Origin of the sequence: Streptomyces sp. NPDC055962 (genome assembly GCF_042270185.1) — a bacterium.
GTDB lineage: Bacteria > Actinomycetota > Actinomycetes > Streptomycetales > Streptomycetaceae > Streptomyces.
Window position 1 is genome coordinate 124129 of sequence record NZ_JBHJYN010000013.1, and the last position, 19746, is coordinate 143874.

Annotated in this window: 21 protein-coding genes; 15 read left to right on the top strand and 6 right to left on the bottom strand. The window is 72.0% G+C overall.

The features are described from left to right. The first annotated feature begins 39 nt into the window (after positions 1-39). The 3 genes from ACFC51_RS29435 to ACFC51_RS29445 are packed head-to-tail and all read left to right on the top strand — an operon-like array spanning position 40 to position 2523. The gene (locus ACFC51_RS29435; RefSeq protein ID WP_329233674.1) at positions 40-636 is read left to right on the top strand and encodes a DUF5998 family protein; all 597 of its coding nucleotides are present in this window, start codon (positions 40-42) and stop codon (positions 634-636) included. Continuing rightward, positions 636-1823, top strand: coding sequence for an alkaline phosphatase family protein (locus ACFC51_RS29440; RefSeq protein WP_376531719.1), 1188 nt, complete (start codon positions 636-638; stop codon positions 1821-1823). Before ACFC51_RS29435 ends, ACFC51_RS29440 begins: the two co-directional genes overlap by 1 nt. 49 nt (positions 1824-1872) lie before the next feature. After that, positions 1873-2523 (top strand): thymidine kinase, encoded by a 651-nt coding sequence (locus tag ACFC51_RS29445; protein WP_376367410.1) that lies wholly within the window; start codon positions 1873-1875, stop codon positions 2521-2523. Positions 2524-2822: 299 nt separating this feature from the next. Here the strand turns inward: ACFC51_RS29445 and ACFC51_RS29450 are convergent, their stop codons facing one another. Next, entirely contained in the window at positions 2823-3599 is a 777-nt protein-coding gene (locus tag ACFC51_RS29450; protein WP_376531721.1) for a VOC family protein, read from the bottom strand. A 237-nt stretch (positions 3600-3836) separates the two neighbouring features. On the opposite strand from ACFC51_RS29450, the gene ACFC51_RS29455 reads away from it, so the two are divergent. After that, positions 3837-4664, top strand: a complete 828-nt coding sequence (locus tag ACFC51_RS29455) for a sulfurtransferase (protein ID WP_376531723.1) — start codon at positions 3837-3839, stop codon at positions 4662-4664. An 82-nt stretch (positions 4665-4746) separates the two neighbouring features. On the opposite strand, the gene sepH is transcribed toward ACFC51_RS29455, so the two are convergent. Continuing rightward, positions 4747-5811: a septation protein SepH gene (sepH, locus tag ACFC51_RS29460; RefSeq protein WP_376367415.1), complete on the bottom strand. Its 1065-nt coding sequence runs from the start codon at positions 5809-5811 to the stop codon at positions 4747-4749. A gap of 497 nt (positions 5812-6308) precedes the next feature. On the opposite strand from sepH, the gene ACFC51_RS29465 reads away from it, so the two are divergent. Next, complete coding sequence (locus tag ACFC51_RS29465; protein ID WP_376531725.1) at positions 6309-7412, top strand: hypothetical protein; 1104 nt, start codon at positions 6309-6311, stop codon at positions 7410-7412. Between the two features lie 24 nt (positions 7413-7436). Here ACFC51_RS29465 and ACFC51_RS29470 read toward each other — a convergent pair whose 3' ends face one another. Beyond that, positions 7437-8756, bottom strand: coding sequence for a D-arabinono-1,4-lactone oxidase (locus tag ACFC51_RS29470; protein WP_376531727.1), 1320 nt, complete (start codon positions 8754-8756; stop codon positions 7437-7439). Next, on the bottom strand, positions 8716-9960 hold the full coding sequence (locus ACFC51_RS29475) for an MFS transporter (protein WP_376367421.1): 1245 nt from the start codon (positions 9958-9960) through the stop codon (positions 8716-8718). The genes ACFC51_RS29470 and ACFC51_RS29475 overlap by 41 nt, the downstream gene beginning before the upstream one ends. Positions 9961-10085: 125 nt before the next feature. Here ACFC51_RS29475 and ACFC51_RS29480 point away from each other — a divergent pair, with 125 nt between their 5' ends. After that, complete coding sequence (locus tag ACFC51_RS29480; protein ID WP_376367423.1) at positions 10086-11210, top strand: ferrochelatase; 1125 nt, start codon at positions 10086-10088, stop codon at positions 11208-11210. Between the two features lie 68 nt (positions 11211-11278). After that, positions 11279-12079 carry an inositol monophosphatase family protein gene (locus ACFC51_RS29485; RefSeq protein WP_376367424.1) on the top strand — a complete coding sequence of 267 codons (801 nt, stop codon included), beginning with the start codon at positions 11279-11281 and terminating at the stop codon, positions 12077-12079. A 99-nt stretch (positions 12080-12178) separates the two neighbouring features. Here ACFC51_RS29485 and ACFC51_RS29490 read toward each other — a convergent pair whose 3' ends face one another. Next, positions 12179-12352, bottom strand: a complete 174-nt coding sequence (locus ACFC51_RS29490) for a hypothetical protein (RefSeq protein ID WP_329233710.1) — start codon at positions 12350-12352, stop codon at positions 12179-12181. A gap of 363 nt (positions 12353-12715) precedes the next feature. On the opposite strand from ACFC51_RS29490, the gene ACFC51_RS29495 reads away from it, so the two are divergent. The 4 genes from ACFC51_RS29495 to ACFC51_RS29510 all read left to right on the top strand — a co-directional run bounded on the left by ACFC51_RS29495 (position 12716) and on the right by ACFC51_RS29510 (position 16280). Beyond that, positions 12716-13369: a response regulator transcription factor gene (locus ACFC51_RS29495; RefSeq protein WP_376367426.1), complete on the top strand. Its 654-nt coding sequence runs from the start codon at positions 12716-12718 to the stop codon at positions 13367-13369. Positions 13370-13376: 7 nt separating this feature from the next. Then, the gene (locus ACFC51_RS29500) at positions 13377-14609 is read left to right on the top strand and encodes a sensor histidine kinase (protein ID WP_376367428.1); all 1233 of its coding nucleotides are present in this window, start codon (positions 13377-13379) and stop codon (positions 14607-14609) included. A gap of 405 nt (positions 14610-15014) precedes the next feature. After that, positions 15015-15311: a DUF4193 domain-containing protein gene (locus tag ACFC51_RS29505; protein WP_003965732.1), complete on the top strand. Its 297-nt coding sequence runs from the start codon at positions 15015-15017 to the stop codon at positions 15309-15311. Positions 15312-15323: 12 nt separating this feature from the next. Then, positions 15324-16280, top strand: a complete 957-nt coding sequence (locus ACFC51_RS29510; protein ID WP_376367430.1) for a hypothetical protein — start codon at positions 15324-15326, stop codon at positions 16278-16280. Positions 16281-16301: 21 nt separating this feature from the next. Here ACFC51_RS29510 and ACFC51_RS29515 read toward each other — a convergent pair whose 3' ends face one another. Further along, complete coding sequence (locus tag ACFC51_RS29515) at positions 16302-16757, bottom strand: DUF3093 domain-containing protein (RefSeq protein ID WP_376367432.1); 456 nt, start codon at positions 16755-16757, stop codon at positions 16302-16304. A gap of 57 nt (positions 16758-16814) precedes the next feature. Here ACFC51_RS29515 and ACFC51_RS29520 point away from each other — a divergent pair, with 57 nt between their 5' ends. The 4 genes from ACFC51_RS29520 to ACFC51_RS29535 all read left to right on the top strand — a co-directional run bounded on the left by ACFC51_RS29520 (position 16815) and on the right by ACFC51_RS29535 (position 19589). Next, a complete protein-coding gene (locus ACFC51_RS29520; RefSeq protein ID WP_376367434.1) occupies positions 16815-17399 on the top strand; it encodes a PaaI family thioesterase in 585 nt (194 codons plus the stop codon). After that, positions 17399-17926, top strand: coding sequence for a dUTP diphosphatase (dut, locus tag ACFC51_RS29525; RefSeq protein WP_376367436.1), 528 nt, complete (start codon positions 17399-17401; stop codon positions 17924-17926). The genes ACFC51_RS29520 and dut overlap by 1 nt, the downstream gene beginning before the upstream one ends. Position 17927: 1 nt before the next feature. Continuing rightward, positions 17928-18701: a DUF3710 domain-containing protein gene (locus tag ACFC51_RS29530; protein WP_376367438.1), complete on the top strand. Its 774-nt coding sequence runs from the start codon at positions 17928-17930 to the stop codon at positions 18699-18701. Positions 18702-18854: 153 nt separating this feature from the next. Further along, on the top strand, positions 18855-19589 hold the full coding sequence (locus ACFC51_RS29535; RefSeq protein WP_376367440.1) for an ABC transporter ATP-binding protein: 735 nt from the start codon (positions 18855-18857) through the stop codon (positions 19587-19589). The last annotated feature ends 157 nt before the right edge of the window (positions 19590-19746 follow it).

A 19746-nucleotide genomic window follows, 5' to 3' on the forward strand; every position in this document is an offset into this window, starting at 1 on the left:
CGTCCCCCGCAGCCACCGGTCCCCCGTAGGATGGTCCTCATGGCAAAGACCGGTACGACGACCCAGGGGCTGCGCGCGGCGATCGAGCGCAGCGGCTACTACCCGGCCCTCGTGGCCGAGGCGGTGGAGGCCGCCGTCGGCGGTGAGCCGGTCGCTTCGTACCTGGTGCACCAGGAGACCACGTTCGACTCCAACGAGGTCCGCCGCCATGTCACGGTCCTCGTCCTGACGGACACCCGCTTCATCGTCAGCCACACCGACGAGCAGGCCGCCGACACCAGCTCCCCGACGCCGTACGCCACGACGTCCACGGAGTCGGTCAAGCTGGACCGCATCTCGTCCGTCGTGGTCAGCCGTGTGGTCGCCAACCCCGAGAAGTACGTGCCCGGCACCCTGCCCCGCGAGGTCGTCCTGACCATCGGCTGGGGCGCGGTCTCCCGCATCGACCTCGAGCCCGCCGCCTGCGGCGACTCCAACTGCGAGGCGGACCACGGCTACACCGGCAGCTCCACCGCCGACGACCTCAGTCTGCGGGTCAGCGAGGCCGGCGACGGCCCGGACACCGTGCGCCAGACCCTCGCGTTCGCCCAGGCCCTCTCCGAGGCCACGGCCGCGACCGCGCCGCCCGCCCGCTGATGGTCCAGCCCGCCTGGCAGGACCCCGTCCTGCTCGCCCCCGAAAGCGCGCCCGTGCCCGAGTACGGCACCGGCTCGCTCTCCGATCTGCTGCCGACGCTGGTCGCGGGCCAGGGCGTACCCGGTTTCGAGGCGACGATCCCGGAGCTCACGCCGGCCGACCGGAACTGCGTCTTCCTGATCGACGGCCTCGGCTGGGAGCAGATCAAGGCCCATCCGGACGAGGCGCCCTTCCTCCACTCGCTCCTGGCCACCTCCCGCGGCGGCACCGGCCGGCCCCTCACCTCGGGCTTCCCGTCCACCACGGCGACGTCGCTCGCCTCGGTCGGTACGGGCCTGCCCCCCGGGGAGCACGGTCTTCCCGGCTACACGGTGCGCAACCCGGGGACGGGCGCGCTGATGAACCAGCTCCGCTGGCGCCCGTGGACGGACCTCGAGGCCTGGCAGCCGTACCCCACCGTCTTCAAGCTCGCCGACGCCGCGGGCGTGCGCACGGCGCAGGTCTCCGCACCCGGCTTCGAGCAGACCCCGCTCACCAAGGTCGCGCTCAGCGGCGGCTCCTTCCTCGGCAGGCTCACCGGCGAGGACCGGATGGACCTCGCCGCGGAGCGGCTCGCCGCCGGCGACAGGTCACTCGTCTACACGTACTACAGCGAGGTCGACGGCCAGGGACACCGCTTCGGTGTCGACTCCGACGCCTGGAGGGGGCAGCTGATGTACGTCGACGGGCTCGCCCGGCGCCTCGCGGAGCAACTGCCGTCCCGCTCCGCGCTCTACATCACCGCCGACCACGGCATGATCGACATCCCGTTCGACGAGCAGTCCAGGATCGACTTCGACGAGGACTGGGAGCTGGGCGCCGGGGTCGCCCTGCTCGGCGGTGAGGGCCGTGCCCGCCACGTGTACGCGGTGCCCGGGGCCGAGGCCGACGTACTCACCGTCTGGCGCGAGGTGCTCGGCGAGCAGTTCTGGGTGGCGAGCCGTGACGAGGCCGTCGCGGCGGGCTGGTTCGGTCCGCGGATCGACGAGCGGGTGTACGGCAGGATCGGCGACGTCGTGGCCGCCGCCCACGACGACGTGGTCATCACCGCCTCGGTCAACGAACCCAACGAGTCCGCCATGGTGGGGATGCACGGATCACTGACCCCCGTGGAACAGCTCGTCCCGCTCCTCGAAGTACGCTCCTAGCCGACGTCCCCCCCACACGTACCGCACCCTGAAAGGCGCTCGACTTCTCATGCCCGAGCTTGTGTTCTTCTCCGGAACGATGGACTGCGGAAAGAGCACGCTGGCCCTCCAGATCGGCCACAACCGGTCGGCGCGCGGGCTCCGGGGCGTGATCTTCACCCGGGACGACCGCGCGGGGGAGGGGAAGCTGTCGTCCCGTCTGGGCCTGGTGACCGAGGCGGTCGAGGCGTCCCCGGGGATGGATCTCTACGGCTATCTCGTGAGCCGGATGTCGAAGGGCGACAAGGTCGACCACGTGATCGTGGACGAGGCCCAGTTCCTCGCCCCCGAGCAGATCGACCAACTGGCCCGTGTCGTCGACGACCTCGGCCTTGACGTGTTCGCCTTCGGGATCACCACGGACTTCCGCACCAAGCTCTTCCCCGGCTCCCAACGGCTGATCGAGCTGGCGGACCGGATAGAGACGCTCCAGGTCGAGGCGCTCTGCTGGTGCGGTGCCCGTGCCACGCACAACGCACGGACGGTCGGCGGGGTGATGGTGGTCGAGGGCGAGCAGGTCGTCGTGGGCGACGTCGACCAGCCGGCCACGGACGTCGGCTACGAGGTCCTCTGTCGTCGCCACCACCGCCGCCACATGACGAGCGCCACGGCCCACGCGGGTGCGCTGTCACCGGACGTCCTGCCGGTGGCTTCCCCCTGACCGGCCGCCCGCGACCCTTCCGGGCAGCCTCGCCAGGTCCCGTGCCCTCCGGTGAACTCCACGCGTACGGGATCTCTTTCACCGCCCCGCCCGGGTGCCTTCCTCCGCGTGCGGGAGACGACGGCGCACGGCTCACGCACGATGCGCACCCCGGGCCCGCCAGGGACGTTGTCCCCGGCCTCGTGGCGGCCGGCCTCGCGCGCCCGAACCGGCCGCACGGGCGCAGGTCTTGACGCTCCGTCCCCCTGACGGGCCGGCGCCGGCCGGCAACGGGCGGGGGAGCAGCCCGGGTCCTGAGGTCAGCTGCCGGGCGGGCGGACGATCGTGAAGACCGCGCCCTCCGGGTCGGCCACCGTGGCCAGTCTGCCGCTGGACGCCTCCCGCGGCGGCTGCAGCACATGACCGCCGAGCTCCACCACGCGTGCCGCCGCCTCATCGGTGTCGGCGACCTGGAAGTAGGTCATCCAGTGCGGGCCGCGGTCACGCGGCAGACCGTGGCCCACGCCGTGCAGCGCGGCTACGGGGCGGCCCTGGAGGTGCAGTGTCTGGTAGTCGAAGTCGGCCGAGACGACCGCCTCGGTCTCGAACCCGAACACGGCCTGGTAGAACTTGGCGACCGACGCGGTCTCCCGGGTCACCAGCTCGTTCCACACGGGAGTGCCCGGGGTGCCCGCCAGCGCGGTGCCGAGATGCTCGGCGGCCTGCCACACCCCGAAGACCGCTCCGCCGGGGTCGGAGGCGAGCAGGAGGCGGCCGGCGTCCCCCGCCTCGATGGGCCCGACGGCCACCGTCCCGCCGCAGGACCGGATCGCCTCCGCCGTGGCGTCCGCGTCCTCCGTGGCGAGATAGGTCGTCCAGGCGATCGGAAGGTGCCGGTCGGGCGGCAGTTGTCCGATGCCCGCGACCTCCTTGCCGCACAGCAGCGCACGGACGTAGGGCCCCAGCTGTTCCGGTCCGGGCCGGAACTCCCAGCCGAACAGCTGGCTGTAGAACTCCTGGGTCGCGGTCAGGCCGTGCACGATCAGACTCACCCAGCACGGTGCTCCGGGCGTGCGCCGGGCGGCAGCCTCGGTCATCTTCTTCTCTCTCCTCGTACCATCGGGCCGGCCGTACGGGAGGACGGGCCCGCACGGCGTCCGTCGGTACGGATACGGGTGCGTACGCTCCGTGCAGATGCTCGCACCACTCAGGCTCCGAGGCACCCCGGCCGCGCCGCGTTTCCCCGCTTCCCTCGGGTCGGAGTCCGTTTTGGTGTAGTACATCCTTTTCGGTGCGCTGCCACCCGGGGCGGCCCCTGCGCGAAGATGGCACCCATGAAGCCCATCATCACCGCATCCGAATGCATGAGCGAGTCGGCCGGGCCGCGCCCGCCCGTGTTCCTGGACATCCGCTGGCAGCTCGGCGGCCCGAACGGCCGTGCCGACTACGAGGCCGGGCACATCCCCGGCGCGGTCTTCGTCGATCTCGACTCCGAGCTCGCCGGCCCGGCGGGCAGCGGAGGCCGCCATCCCCTGCCGGACCCGGAAGCCTTCGGCGCCGTCATGCGGCGCGCAGGAGTCGGCGCCAGGACCCCGGTGGTGGTCTACGACGGAGGCCAGGGGTGGGCGGCGGCCCGCGCCTGGTGGCTGCTGCGCTGGGCCGGGCACTCCGATGTCCGTGTGCTGGACGGCGGACTGGCCGCCTGGACGGGTGAGCTCACCACCGACGATCCCGAGCCCGCCGAGGGCGACTTCCGGCCGGAGCCGGGTGCGCTCGGTCTCCTGGACGCGGACGCGGCCGCGGAACTGGCCCGCTCCGGTCTGCTGCTCGACGCACGGGCCGCGGAGCGCTACCGGGGGGAGGTCGAGCCCCTCGACCGCGTCGCCGGCCACATCCCCGGCGCGGTGTCCGCCCCGACCACGCAGAACGTCGAGGAGGACGGGCGCTTCCTGCCCGCCGACGCGCTCGCTGCCCGGTTCACGGAGCTGGGCGCCGGCAGCGGCACCCCGGTCGGCGTCTACTGCGGCTCCGGTGTCTCGGGGGCCCACGAGGTCCTGGCGCTGGAGCTGGCCGGGCACCGGGCCTCGCTGTACGCCGGGTCCTGGTCGGAGTGGTCGTCGGACGAGTCCCGTCCCGTCGCCACGGGGCCGGACCCCGCCTGACGCGCCCCGCCTTCCGGATACGGCGAGGGCCCGTACGCGACTGCGTACGGGCCCTCCTCGTCCGCGGGTGTCCGCCCCGCGGTCAGTCCTGCTTCTTCCGGCGCGTACCGAAGACGATCTCGTCCCAGCTCGGGACCGCCGCACGACGTCCCGGACGGACACCGTCCGCCTCCGCCTGGCGGTCCGTCGTCCCGGTGAGCCGGTCCCGGTGGCCCGCCACCGCGCGGGGCATCAGGACGTCGGCGTACGCCGCACCCGCCCCTGCGGACGCCGCCGCGGCCGGAGGCTCGTCCGCCTCCGGCTCCTGCTGGACGGCGGGCTCGAGTGCGGGAGGCTCGGGCTGGGAGGGCCGCTCCGGCACGACCATGTCGCCGCGGAAGCTCGGGACCGCCTCCAGGAGGCTGGTCAGCGAATCGCGCTCGCCCGCGGACACACCGGCGATGCGCTCCTCCGGCTCGGCGGCCGGGGGAGCGGGGCGCTCGATCTGACGGTCCAGGGCGCGGTCCAGCGGCCGGTCGCGCGGCAGCCGCGCGATCCGGGGCACGAACGGGAAGCTGGGCTCCGGGGCCGCGACGTCGTCGGTCTCGCCGATCAGCGAGCGCGCCTCTTCGTCCACGGCCTGGACCAGCCGGCGCGGCGGGTCGTACGTCCAGCTCGCCGAGTGCGGCTCACCGGCGACGCGGTAGACGAGGAGGACCTCCCAGGTGCCGTCGTCCCGGCGCCAGGAGTCCCACTGGACGGTCTCCCTGTCGGCGCCGCGCAGCAGCAGCCGCTCCTGCACCGCCTCGCCGAGCTGGGGGCCGGTGTTCTCGCCGGGGCGCCGCACCGGAGTCTTACGGGCACGCTCGGCCATGAAGGCGCGCTCCGCGAGCACGGGGCCCTCGAAGCGGCGTACCCGGTCCACCGGGATGCCGGCGAACTGGGCGACCTCCTCCGCGGAGGCACCGGCGCGTATGCGCGCCTGGATGTCGCGGGGGCGGAGATGGCTCTCCACCTCGATCTCGATCTGGCCGAGCCGGGCGCGGTCGTTGCGCACGGCGGCACGCAGCCGCTCATCGATCGGAAGCGTGTACTCCGTGCTGTCCGCAGCCTTGAGCACCAGTCGTGTGCCGTCGTTTGAGACGGCCACGACACGCAGTTCGGGCATGGGAACCTCCCGGGTGGTGCCTGCCGACGTCACGTGCGTCGCTGCTTCCGCTAGTCGAGTGTGACCTGCCCGGGTTCAGCCTGCCACAACCTTGCCAAGTTACCCGGCGTGTCGGGCCTCGGCCCTGGACGCCACGATGGCACGGTTACCTCTTTGCGACGCGGAGCGACCAGGTGGTCGCTCCATGTAGCAGGCGCCCGTGCGATGCCGCGGCGCCGCCGGTTCGGGTGCCGCCTTTCGGCCCCCTCCCGCAGGTCCCGGACGCCCGTATGGGAGTCCGGCCCCAGGGCTCGCCACAGTACTCCATTCGGGCCACGTGGGTGGACCGGCGCGCCGCCGAAGTTCTCGCCGGGCACGGGAGTTGGGTTACCCCGTTGTCAGCGATATGCCCCCGATGAGTGTGCTGCTTCACAAAATCTCCAGAAACGGAACTATCTGATTCGCTCAAATGTCCCTTCCTGGTGCAAGGTGGGGTAGTTGTCGAGCAGGGGCTGATCATGGTTCAGGAGCCGCAGAGTGATGCGGAACGCAAGGAAAGGCGCATAGATCTGAGCCTGCCGCAGGTTGCCGGCAGTGCCGTCGCGGCGGTGGCGGCGGCGGTGATGGCCTCGCAGCTCGGTGTGTACGGAACGATCGCCGGCGCCGGCGTGATGAGCGTGGTCGCCACCTGCGGAGGGTCCGTCTTCCAGCACTTCTTCCGTCGCACGGGCGAGCAGATCCGCGAAGTCACCGTCCAGGTGAAGCATCCGGCGGGCCGTCAGGTGACCGTGCGGACGCGGGAGACATCGCCCGCGCGCCGGGGGCCGGAGGACGACGCCACGCGGATGCTGCGCACCGCGGAGCCCGAGGCGGAGCGCACCACCGTGCTGCGGCAGTTCGGCCCCGGAGGCACGGACCCGGACCGCACCACCGTGCTGCGGCAGGCCGGTCCCGGGGGAGCGGACCTGGACCGTACGACCGTGCTGCGGCAGGTCGGCCCCGGAGGCACGGACCCGGACCGCACGACGGTGCTGCGGCAGGTGCGGCCCGCGGGTGCGGCCCCGGTGGGTCCGCACCCGGACGAGGCGCTCACCGACGACTCCTACTCCGACGCCCGTACGCACGGCACCCGGGTGCGGGGCTGGAAGCGCTCGGTCCTCGCGGCGACCGGCGTCTTCGTCCTGTCCATGGCCGGTATCACCGTGTACGAAATGGTGTCCGGCCACGACCTGGGGGGCAACGGAGGGACGACGATCGGTTCCGTCGTGAGCGGGGAACGCCACGGCGGGACGACCTCGCCCTCGCCCTCCTCCGGCACGGGCCGGGACGACGGGGACGGCGACCGGGTGCCGGACGGCGGGAGCTCCACGACGCCCGGCACCGATCCCGGCACCGATCCCGGCGACGGCCGGAGCGCTCAGCCCGAGCCCTCCGGCGGAGACGGTTCGGTCACCGGCCCCACCCCCATGCCTTCCGCGTCCTCCGGGGCGACCACTCCGGAGCCCTCCGCCCCGACGGCGCCGGACGCATCCGGTACCACTCCGGCGCCGGATCCGACGGGAGCGGACGAGGCCCCGGACCAGCAGGACGGGACAGGGACGGGAACGGACACCACCAGGTGATCCGGGCCGGCCGGACCCGGGGGCTCAGTCCCCGAGCACGCGGCGCAGGTAGTCGTTGGCGAACAGCCGGTCCGGGTCGAGCCGGTCCCGTACGGCGGTGAACTCGGCGAACCGGGGGTAGGCGCCGGCGAGGTAGCCGGAGTCCCGGGTGTGGATCTTGCCCCAGTGCGGCCGGCCCTCGTACGCCGTCATGATCCGCTCGACCGCCGTGAAGTACGCCTGGTACGGCGTGCCCCGGTACAGGTGCACCGCGATGTAGGCGCTCTCCCGGCCCGAGGCCGTGGAGAGCGCGATGTCGTCCGCGGGCGCGGTGCGGACCTCCACCGGGAAGCTGATCCGCAGCGGCGAGCGTTCCACCATGGCCTTCAGCTCACGCAGGGCCTCGACGGCCGCCTCGCGGGGCAGGGCGTACTCCATCTCGACGAAGCGCACCCGCCGGGGGCTGGTGAACACCTTGTACGGGATGTCGGTGTACGTCCGGGCCGACAGAGCCCGGCTGGAGACCCTCGCGAGGGAGGGGATGGCCCCGGGGAGCACCCGGCCGACCGAACAGGCGACCTGGAAGATCCCGTTGGAGAGCAGCTCGTCCTCGATCCAGCCGCTGATCCGCCCGGGCGGATCGGCGGGACCCGCGCTGCGGTTGTTGCGCTTGGTGTTGCAGTTGCCGGTGTGAGGGAACCAGTAGAACTCGAAGTGTTCGTTCTCCGCGACGAGCCGGCCGAAGTCTGCGGTGACCCGGTCGAAGGTCATCGGTTCCTCACGGGCGGTGAGGAGGAAGACGGGTTCCACCGCGAACGTGACGGCGGTGACCACGCCCAGGGCGCCGAGCCCGATCCGGGCCACCGCGAAGACGTCCGGATTCTCGTCGGGCGAGCACCGCAGCACCGTGCCGTCGGCCGTGACCAGTTCCAGCGCGCGGATCTGAGCGGCGATCGACGCCGAGTCGCGGCCGGTGCCGTGCGTACCCGTGGAGGTGGCCCCGGCGACCGTCTGCTCCATGATGTCGCCCATGTTGGTGAGGGAGAGCCCCTCGCGGGCGAGCGCCGCGTTCAGGCGCTTCAGCGGCGTGCCCGCCTCGACCGTCACGGTCATCGCCGCGCGGTCGATGTCGCGGATGCCGGTGAGCAGGTCCGGGCGTATGAGGACGCCGTCGGTGGCCGCGGTGGCGGTGAACGAATGGCCCGTGCCGACGGGCTTGACCGTCAGGCCCTCCCCGGACGCGCGGCGGAGCACCTCGGCGAGCTCGTCGACGGAAGCAGGGGACGCCACGCGTGCGGGCCGGGCGGTGACATTGCCCGCCCAGTTACGCCACGTGCTCGCCGTCCGTGCGTAGGTGTCGGTCATCTTCCCCGCGCCCTCCCGTAGGAACCGGCTCCGCGAGCCGGCGATACCCCAGGAACGCCACCGCGGCCGCGAGCGCTCCCGCCACGGCGGGCACCGCGTACCCCGCCTCCGCCCCTGAGGCGTCGACCACCCAGCCTGCGGCGGAGGAGCCGAGCGCCACCCCGACCGCGAGTCCGGTACTGGTCCAGGTCATGCCCTCGGTGAGCTGGGTGCGCGGTACGTGCTGTTCGACGAGAGCCATCGTGGTGACCATCGTCGGTGCGATGGCGAGGCCCGCGACAAAGAGCGCCACGGCCAGGAACGGCAGGCTCCCGGCCAGTTGGAGGGGGATCATACTCACGGCCATCGCACACACTCCCACCAGCCACCTGGTGGAGGGCTTCCCCCTCAGGTGCAGCAGGCCGAAGACCGCCCCGGCGAGGCACGACCCCAGGGCGTAGACGGCGAGCACGAGGCTGGCCGCGGCCTTGTGGCCGCGCTCCTCGGCGAACGCCACCGTCACCACGTCCACCGCGCCGAAGATCGCCCCCGTGGCGACGAACGTGACCACCAGCACCTTGAGACCGGTCGAGCGCAGGGCCGACCCGCCCGTGTGGTGCTCCTTCGGGTGGGGCACGGGCTCGGTCGCGCGCTGGGCGGTCAGCCAGAACACGCCCACCACCAGGAACCCGCCCGCCAGCAGCGGACCCGCCTCCGGGAACCAGGCGGTGGAGAGACCGATGGAGACGATGGGTCCGAAGATGAAGCACACCTCGTCGACGATCGACTCCCAGGAGTACGCGGTGTGCAGCTGACGCCCCGTGCCCCGGTAGATCTCGGCCCAGCGGGCCCGGACCATCGACCCCACGCTCGGGACGCAGCCGGCACCCGCGGCGAAGACGAACAGGGTCCAGTCCGGCAGCCGCTGCTGCGCGCAGACCAGCAGTCCCGCGACCGACGCGGCGGCGAACAGGGTGACGGGACGCAGGACCCTGCGCTGCCCGTAGCGGTCGACGAAGCGGGAGACCTGCGGCCCCATGACGGCGGCCGCCATGGCGAGCGTCGCGGAGAGCGCGCCCGCCAGCCCGTAGCGGCCGGTGAGCTGGGAGACCATCGTCACCACGCCGATCCCCATCATGGACAGCGGCATCCGGCCGAGGAAGCCGGCCGCCGAGAACGCCCGGGTTCCCGGGGCGGCGAAGAGGGCGCGGTAGGGGCTGGGCAAGGGGGAGCTCCGGGGAAGCCTGTCAGGTGTACGGGGGGCTGATACAGCTTACGGCGGCCAGGTGGAGCGCGGACCCGCCGACGGCGGTTGCCGCGCTGTCGGCGGCGGGTGGCAGGATCGGGTGCATGTCCGATCTGCGTGGTCCCGCTCCCTACGACGCCCTGCTGCTGCTCTCCTTCGGCGGTCCCGAAGGCCCTGACGACGTCGTCCCGTTCCTGGCGAACGTGACGCGTGGCCGGGGCATCCCCGAGGAGCGGCTCAAGGAGGTCGGCAAGCACTACTTCCTCTTCGGGGGCGTGAGCCCGATCAACGCGCAGAACAGGGCGCTGCTCGACGCCCTGCGCAAGGACTTCGCCGACCACGGTCTCGAACTGCCGGTGTACTGGGGCAACCGCAACTGGGCCCCCTACCTCACCGACACCCTCCGCGAGATGGTGACGGACGGGCACCGCCGGATCGCCGTCCTCGCCACCAGTGCCTACGCCTCGTACTCCGGCTGCCGCCAGTACCGCGAGAACCTCGCCGAGTCGCTGTCCGCGCTGGAGGCCGAGGGGCTCCCGGTGCCGCGCGTCGACAAGCTCCGGCACTACTTCAACCACCCCGGCTTCGTCCGCCCCATGGTGGACGGAGTGCTGGCCTCGCTGGCCGACCTCCCCGAGGACGTCAGGGCGGGGGCGCACCTTGCCTTCACCACCCACTCCATCCCCACGGCGGCGGCCGACACCTCCGGGCCGGCGGAGACCCACGGCGACGGCGGTTCCTACGTCGCCGAGCACCTGGACGTCGCACGGATGATCACCGAGGCCGTCCGCGAGGAGACGGGCGTCGAGCACCCCTGGGAGCTGGTCTACCAGTCGCGCAGCGGCGCCCCGCACATCCCGTGGCTCGAGCCCGACATCTGCGACCACCTGGAGACGCTCCACGGCGACGGAGTCCCCGCGGTCGTCATGGCCCCCATCGGTTTCGTGTCCGACCACATGGAGGTGCTGTACGACCTCGACACGGAGGCCACCGCGAAGGCCGCCGAGCTCGGGCTGCCGGTGCGCCGCTCCGCGACGGTGGGGGACGACCCCCGGTTCGCCGCCGCCGTGCGGGAGCTCGTCCTCGAGCGCGCCGCCGTGGAGCAGGACCGGCCCGTCGCGCCGTGCGCCCTGGGCGCCCTCGGCCCCTCCCACGACCTCTGCCCCGTCGGCTGCTGCCCGGCCAGGGCCCCCAAGCCCGCGGCGGCCGGGGCCGACAGCCCCTTCTGACCGCCGCTTCCCCCGCCGCACGGGCACCGGTACGTCCGTCCGGCCCGCGACACGACCTCTGGAGCGCTGTGACCGACCCCCTCCTGTCCGAACTGCTCGACCTCGCCCTGGAAGCCGCCCGCAGGGCCGGCGCGCTGCTCCGCGACGGACGCCCGGCCGACCTCGGGGTGGCCGCGACGAAGTCCAGCCCGATCGACGTCGTCACCGAGATGGACATCCGGGCGGAGAAGCTCATCACCGGCTACCTCTCCGAGCACCGCCCCGCCGACGGCTTCCTTGGCGAGGAGGGCGCGAGCGCCGAGGGAACCAGTGGCATCCGGTGGGTCATCGACCCGCTCGACGGCACGGTGAACTACCTCTACGGCCTGCCGACCTGGTCCGTCTCCATCGCCGCGGAGCGCGACGGGGAGCGGGTCGTCGGCGTGGTCGAGGCCCCGATGCGGCGGGAGACCTTCCACGCCGTCCTCGGGGGCGGCGCGTTCGGGAACGGCGACCGGTTGCGGTGCCGCCCCACGGCCCCCCTCGACCAGGCCCTGGTGTCGACCGGCTTCAACTACGTCACCGAGGTCCGCACCCACCAGGCTGCCGTGGCCCAGCAGCTGATCCCGCGGCTGCGGGACATCCGGCGCGGGGGATCGGCCGCCATCGAGCTATGCGACGTCGCGGCCGGCCGGCTCGACGGCTACTACGAGCGCGGACTCCACCCGTGGGACGTGGCGGCGGGTGATCTCGTCGCCAGGGAGGCGGGCGCGCTCACCGGCGGCAGGCCCGGACGGCCCGCCGACGGGGACCTGACCATCGCGGCGACGCCCGGCGTCTTCGAGCCGCTGCAGGCGCTCCTCGAAGAGCTGGGAGCCTGGCACGACTGACGTACGCCCTCCGGGCCCGTCGCGGCACCCAGGGAGGACGCACCAGCACGAGAGGGCCCCGGAGAGCCATGACGGCTCCCGGGGCCCTCTCGTAGCGGCTCAGACGCTTGTGGCGCCGATTTCCACGCCGTGCTCGGCGGCGAGGCGGTGCAGGTCGTCAAGCTCTCCCTGCTCGACGTCCGCGAGGAAGTCGTCGCCCGTTTCGCGAGCCTTGGTGAGGTCGGACTCGGTGGTTCTGATGCGTTGCAGCAGACCTGCGGTGAAAGCGTCCATGAAGCGCCCCCTCGTCGTGGGTCGGTGGCACGGGGGTGTGCCCGGTGGTCCTCCGGTCCGCGAACCGGAGTGCGGGTGATCACGCAGTCCCTCTGGAAGCAGGACGGGCTGTGGTACGCCACATGCAGGGCGTGATCGCGGGTGTGAGGTCGTCCTCCCCCCGGCGGGCCCGGGAGAAACCTCAACTGGCATATGAATCCGTTCATTTCCCCGGAGGTCCGGCCGGAGCGGCGTCGTCTTACCGCCGGTTTATGCGCGTTACGGGCAGGATGGACGCGCACAGTCGGTGCCGCTGACGTGCGGCGAGCGGCCGGATCCAGGGCCGCTCGCCGTTTTTTCGGGAATCTAGGGAAGGACTGCGCCGTGCGCGTACTCGTCGTCGAGGACGAGCAGCTGCTCGCCGATGCGGTGGCCACCGGTCTGCGCCGGGAGGCCATGGCCGTCGACGTCGTCTACGACGGAGCGGCGGCCCTCGAGCGCGTCGGGGTCAACGACTACGACGTCGTCGTGCTCGACCGGGACCTCCCGGTGGTGCACGGCGACGACGTCTGCCGCAAGATCGTCGAGCTCGGCATGCCCACCCGCGTGCTGATGCTCACCGCGTCCGGTGACGTCAGCGACCGGGTCGAGGGCCTGGAGCTCGGCGCGGACGACTACCTGCCCAAGCCCTTCGCCTTCAGCGAGCTGACGGCGCGGGTGCGCGCCCTGGGGCGCCGCACCACGGTCGCGCTGCCCCCGGTGCTCGAGCGGGCCGGCATCAAGCTCGACCCCAACCGCCGCGAGGTCTTCCGGGACGACCAGGAGATCCAGCTCGCCCCGAAGGAGTTCGCCGTCCTGGAGGTCCTGATGCGCAGCGAGGGCGCGGTCGTCTCGGCCGAGCAGCTGCTGGAGAAGGCCTGGGACGAGAACACCGACCCCTTCACCAACGTGGTGCGGGTGACGGTCATGACCCTGCGGCGCAAGCTCGGCGAGCCTCCCGTCATCGTCACCGTCCCCGGCTCCGGATACCGGATCTGAGGGCGTGATGGCAGCGTCACCGGCACCCATGAAGGCGCCTCCGAAGCCGACCTGGGAACCCAAGGCGCAGGAGTCCCCGTACCCCTGGCTGCGCCCGACCATCCGGATACGCCTCACCCTGCTGTACGGCGGGATGTTCCTGATCGCCGGCATCCTGCTGCTCTCGATCATCTACATGCTGGCCGCCCAGGCGCTGAACGTGGGCAGCGACCTGCCGTTCCAGGTCGTGAACGGGCAGGTCACCAGTGAGGTCTGCGACCTGCCGACCAAGGCGAGCCCCGACACCTTCAACGCGGCGATGAACGCCTGCGTCAACCGTCAGCGCGAACACGCGCTCGACTCCCTGCTGAACAGGTCGCTGCTCGCCCTGGTCGGCCTCAGCGTCATCGCGTTCGCCTTCGGGTACGCCATGGCGGGCCGTGTCCTGTCGCCGCTCGGCCGGATCACCCGCACCGCCCGGCGCGTGGTGGGCACGGACCTGACCCGGCGGATCGAGCTGGACGGCCCGGACGACGAGCTCAAGGAGCTCGCGGACACGTTCGACGAGATGCTGGACCGGCTGGAACGTGCCTTCACCGCCCAGCAGCGGTTCGTGGGCAACGCCTCGCACGAGCTGCGCACGCCCCTCGCGATCAACCGCACACTTCTCGAGGTCCATCTCTCCGACCCGGAGGCCCCGCCGGAGCTGCACCAGCTGGGCAGGACGCTCCTGGCCACGAACGAGCGCAGCGAACAGCTGGTCGAGGGGCTGCTGCTGCTCGCCCGCAGCGACAACCAGATCATCGAGCGCAAGCCCGTGGACCTGGCCGAGGTCGCCGGCCGTGCCATCGACCAGACCAGGGCCGAGGCGGTGGCGAACGGTGTCGAGATCCGCGGGGAGCGGGCCCAGGCCGTCGTCCAGGGCAACGGGGTCCTCCTGGAGCGCATCGCGCTCAACCTCGTGCAGAACGCCGTGCGCTACAACGTGGCGGAGGACGGCTGGGTCGAGGTCACCACCGAGCTCCAGCACGGGCAGGCGCTCCTGGCCGTCTCCAACACCGGCCCGGTCGTGCCGGCCTACGAGATCGACAACCTCTTCGAGCCCTTCAGGCGGCTGCGCACGGAGCGCACGGGCAGCGACAAAGGCGTCGGACTCGGCCTGTCGATCGCGCGATCCGTCGCGCGGGCGCACGGAGGCCGTATCATCGCGGAGCCCCGCGAGGGTGGTGGTCTCGTGATGCGCGTCACCCTGCCGGTCTGAGAGGCTTCACGGTGTGAAGCCGCATTGAATGGCTCTGTTCGCTTTGGGCGGAATTTTTGAACCGTGTTTCCGTTCTGTCTCTGTGTGATCGATCACAGAAGCGAATTTCGGTCTCTCCACTCTCCGTGATCACAACTCCTCCCGAAAGCCTGGAAACGTCCGGGTTTCCGGGGGGCGATATCACGGGAAGTACACGGGGTGGCGCCCGTGAACCGCACCGATCGGACCGTGTACGGTCCCCATCGCCACCCAAGCTGATCGCTCACGAGAGATCCGGTTGGGTGTCGATTGAGTAACAGACCTTGATGTGAGGCAAAATCTCCGCCTCAGGTCGGGCACAAGTCCGGCCTCTCACGCGTTACGTGCGCTGAGACACCGCAGACACCCAAGAGGGGGAGAGCGAACATGGCAACGGATTACGACACCCCACGCAAGACCGACGACGACGTGGACCAGGACAGCCTCGAAGAGCTCAAGGCTCGTCGGAGCGACAAGACGGCATCCGCCGTCGACGTCGACGAGTTCGACGCGGCCGAGGGACTGGAGCTGCCCGGCGCAGACCTGTCCAACGAAGAGCTGGCCGTGCGGGTCCTGCCCAAGCAGGCCGACGAGTTCACCTGCATGAGCTGCTTCCTCGTGCACCACCGCAGCCAGCTGGCGCGCGAGAAGAACGGCCAGCCCATCTGCCGCGACTGCGACTGAGGCCGGCCGGCCGTGGCAGGCGACACACCGTTCCGGAAGCGGCGCTTGCGGCGCACGAAGTCGTCGGAGGCACATCAGGGCGGCGCAGGCCCGGCAGAGGGCGAGAGCCCCACTGCCGAGCACCAGGCCGCCCTGCCTGCCTCTCCCGGCACACCTGACGACGAGCGGGGCCGTCCGGCCTCGCTCGAAGCGGTAGGGGCGGCCGACCGGCCTCCCGGATCCGCACAGGACGGACCGGAGCGTTCCCCGAAGGGGTCCGGCCGTCTGCACACACTGAAACGAGGCGTACGCAGGAGCCGGGAGAGCGCCGTATCCGCAGTCGGCCTGGTGGCCGACCGCATCATCGACACGGCTCCCCGTGTCCCCGTGCGGGACCTCGCCACCCTGCGCAGGCAGTTCCCGGGGCTCGGCCCCGAAGAGCTCGCCGACAAGCTCGTCGCGGGTGCCTGCAAGGCCACCGCGGCCGTCGGCGCGGGCATCGGGGCTGCGGCGATGATGCCCGTACCCCCCGCCATGCTCGCCGAGCTGGCTGCCGAGATCACCGGGGTCGCCGCCGTCGAGATGAAGCTCGTCGCCGAGCTCCACGAGGTCTACGGGCGGCGCCCGCCGGGCAATCTCGGCCAGCGCAGCACCGCGTATCTGACGTCGTGGACGGAGGAGCGCGGCATCGACGTCTCCCGTCCCACCACGCTCAACGCCGCGCTGGGCGGACAGATGAAGCGCGAACTGCGCCAGCAGATCATGAAGCGCATGGTGCGCGACCTGCCGAACCTCATCCCGTTCATGGTCGGCGCCGCCGTGGGCGCCCTGATGAACCGGCGCGACACCAAGAAGCTCGCCGACCGGGTCAGGAACGACCTGCGGCGTCACCAGGTCCCCTGGGACCGTCTTCCGGCGCTTCCCCCGCTGGAGCAGCCCGCGGAACCCGCGAAGGAACTCCCCGAGGGCCTGGACGACCCGGGCCGCTGATCCCCGGTCCGGTGCCCGGCCTCAGGCCGGCACGGGCGTGAGCGCCGCGACCAGTGCCTGCGGTTCCCGTGTCGACAGATAGACGTACGGCGTCGGGTCGGCAGGATCCGTGACCTTCACCCGGACCGCCGTCGGGATGTAGCTGCGCAGCAGCATGAACGCGCGGGTGTCCGCCTTGTACGAGCGCCAGGCGCGCGCCTCCTCCCCTTCCAGCACCTCGGCGTCGCCGAGTGCCTCCAGGGGGATGCGCGCATCGCCCGCGACGAGGGCGCCCGCCACGACCCGGATGCGCGCGGAGCCGTACGAGCTCACGCCCGCGCACGCCGCGGCGGTGCCGCCGACCAGGCCGCCGAGCATGGGCAGGGCGCCGAGCGGCAGGAGCATCAGCGCACAGGCGACACCGATGCCGAGAGCGATGAGCCACCACGAACGGGGTGCGGTGAGGCGTTCGTCGAAGGGGGGTGCGGAAGGCTGCATGAAAGAAGCTTGGCACGGCGCGCCCCGCGGTCGGCCGCGCGGGTAAGGTCTGCGCCTGTGAGTGGAACATCTGCACGTCTGACACCCCCGGCCGACGCGGTGAAGCCCGTCCGGCATCCCGAGGCCCCGGCGCCCGGCGAGATCCTCGGCTCCCACTACGAACACTGTTTCGGCTGTGGTGGCGGACAGCCGCACGGACTGCACCTGCGCGCGACGGCCGGCGAGGGTGTGAGCGTCACCGCCGAGTTCACCGTGAAGCCCGCCCACCAGGGTGCCCCGGGGCTGGCGCACGGCGGGGTCCTGGCCACGGCCATGGACGAGACGCTCGGCGCCCTGAGCTGGCTGCTGCGGGTCATCGCGGTGACCGGACGGCTGGAGACCGACTACGTCCTGCCGGTCCCGGTGGACACCGTCCTCTTCCTGGAGGCCGAGGTCACCGCCGTCCACGGCCGGAAGATCTACTGCCGTGCGACGGGACGGACCGGCGGCCCCGAGGGACCCGTCGCGGTCCGCGCGGAGGCCCTCTTCATCGAGGTCAAGGTGGACCACTTCATCGACAACGGACGGCCGGAGGAGATCCGGGCGGCCATGTCCGACCCCGACCAGGTCCGGCGTGCCCGTGCCTTCGAGGTGAACCCCTGATGCGCCGGCCCCTCGACGTACTCATCCGCAGGGTCGACCCGGACGTGCCGATTCCCGCCTACGGTCACCCGGGCGACGCCGGCGCCGACCTGGTCACCACCGAGGCCGCCGAACTCGCCCCCGGCGAACGCGCGGTGCTCCCCACCGGGGTGTCGATCGCGCTGCCCGACGGCTACGCGGCCTTCGTGCACCCCCGCTCCGGCCTCGCAGCCCGCTGCGGAGTGGCCCTCGTGAACGCCCCAGGGACGGTCGATGCCGGGTACCGTGGGGAGATCAAGGTCATCGTGGTCAATCTCGACCCACGCGAGACCGTGAAGTTCGAACGGTTCGACCGGATTGCCCAACTGGTCGTCCAGCAGGTCGAGAAGGTGCGTTTCCACGAGGTGACGGAGCTTCCCGGCTCGGCGCGGGCCGAGGGGGGCTTCGGATCCACCGGCGGCCATGCCGCTGTGGACGGCGTCACGGGCGGTAACACCCAGGGTGGGAACAGCTACGCTTCGGTCGTATCCGACCGGGAAGGACATTGACGTGTTCGGACGTCGCAAGAACAGTGGTTCCGCCAAGGACTCGGCGGACGAAGCACGCGAGGCCGAGCAGGTCGCCGACGAGCTCGACGACAACGGGGCCGAGAGCGGCTCGCCGCGCCGCACGAACCTTCCGCCCGCACCCCGCCCCGACGGGCCGTGGGACATCTCCGAGACGTCCCAGCCCGGCGAGGGCCGGGTGGACCTGGGCGGCATCTTCGTGCCCGGGGTCGAGGGCATGGAGCTCCGGGTGGAGGTCGCCGGTGACGCCATCGTCGCGGCCACCGTGGTGCTGCGCGACAGCGCGGTCCAGCTTCAGGCATTCGCCGCCCCCAAGAAGCAGGGCATCTGGGGCGAGGTGCGCGAGGAGATCGCCTCGGGCATCACCCAGCAGGGCGGGGTCATCGACGAGGTCGAGGGCCCGCTGGGCTGGGAGCTGCGCGCCCAGGTCCCCGTACAGCTCCCGGACGGCAAGAACGGTGTGCAGCTCGTGCGCTTCGTCGGGGTCGACGGGCCGCGCTGGTTCCTGCGCGGAGTGATCTCCGGTCAGGGTGCGGTGCAGCCGGAGACCGCCGGGCTGCTGGAGACCATCTTCCGGGACACCGTCGTCGTGCGCGGCGAGGGCCCGATGGCTCCGCGCGACCCGATCGTCCTCAAGCTTCCCGACGACGCCCAGATGGTGCCCGAGGGTGTGCAGCAGGAGGACCAGGAGAGCTCGAAGTTCTCCGGCGGCATGGGCCAGCTCCAGCGCGGGCCCGAGATCACCGAGGTGCGCTGAGCGCACCCCGGCAGCTTCCAGGTCCGGTGGGCCGCGTCCCGGGGAGGGGATGCGGCCCACCGGCCTTTCCATTGCCTCACCGGGTGCGTCATGCACATACTGGCCGCTGCCGAGGGAGCGGTACGCACGACGGCGTACGCACGGGGGAGAGCGATGACACGGAGCACCGAGGGACGGGCCGGCACGGCCCTGGCAGACGGCCCCGCCGACGGTCCGATGGTGCGGATCGAGGACCTGCACCGGTCGTACGGGACGGGCGCCTCGGCCGTGCACGCCCTGCGCGGCGTCTCCTTCGAGATCCCCCGTGGAGAGCTCGTCGCACTCAAGGGCCGCTCGGGATCGGGCAAGACCACCCTGCTCAACCTCGTCGGCGGCCTCGACGCCCCCGACGGCGGGCGCATCACGGTCGCCGGCACCGACCTCTCGGAGCTCGGTGAGGACGGGCTGCTGGAGCTGCGCCGGGACCGGATCGGCTTCATCTTCCAGTCCTTCGGCCTGATACCGATCCTGACCGCGGCGGAGAACGTCGGCGTACCCATGCGCCTGCGCAGGACGGACCCGCACGAGCGCGAGGAGCGGGTGGCCCTGCTGCTCTCGCTGGTGGGCCTCGGCGATCACGCCCAGCAGCGTCCGGGAGAGCTCTCGGGCGGCCAGCAGCAGCGTGTCGCCATCGCCAGGGCGCTCGCCAACCGGCCCGCCCTCCTCATCGCCGACGAGCCCACCGGGCAGCTCGACGCGGAGACCGGACTCGCGGTGATGCAGCTCCTGCGGGCCGTCGTGCGCAGCGAGGGCGTCACCGTCCTCGTCGCCACCCACGACCCCCAGCTGCTCGGCTTCGCCGACCGGGTCCTGGAGCTCAGCGACGGGCACATCGTCGAGCACGCGTAGCCGTGGCGGACGGGGTGCCGCACGGCCTCGCACGCCGACCGCATCAGAATCCCGTCAATACGGTCTCCGCGCCCGCCCCTGACCCCGTGTGCAGGCAAAACTCGGGGTAGCTTCGACACCGGCTGCCGAATCGGCGGCAGCCGGTCGCAAAGAAGAC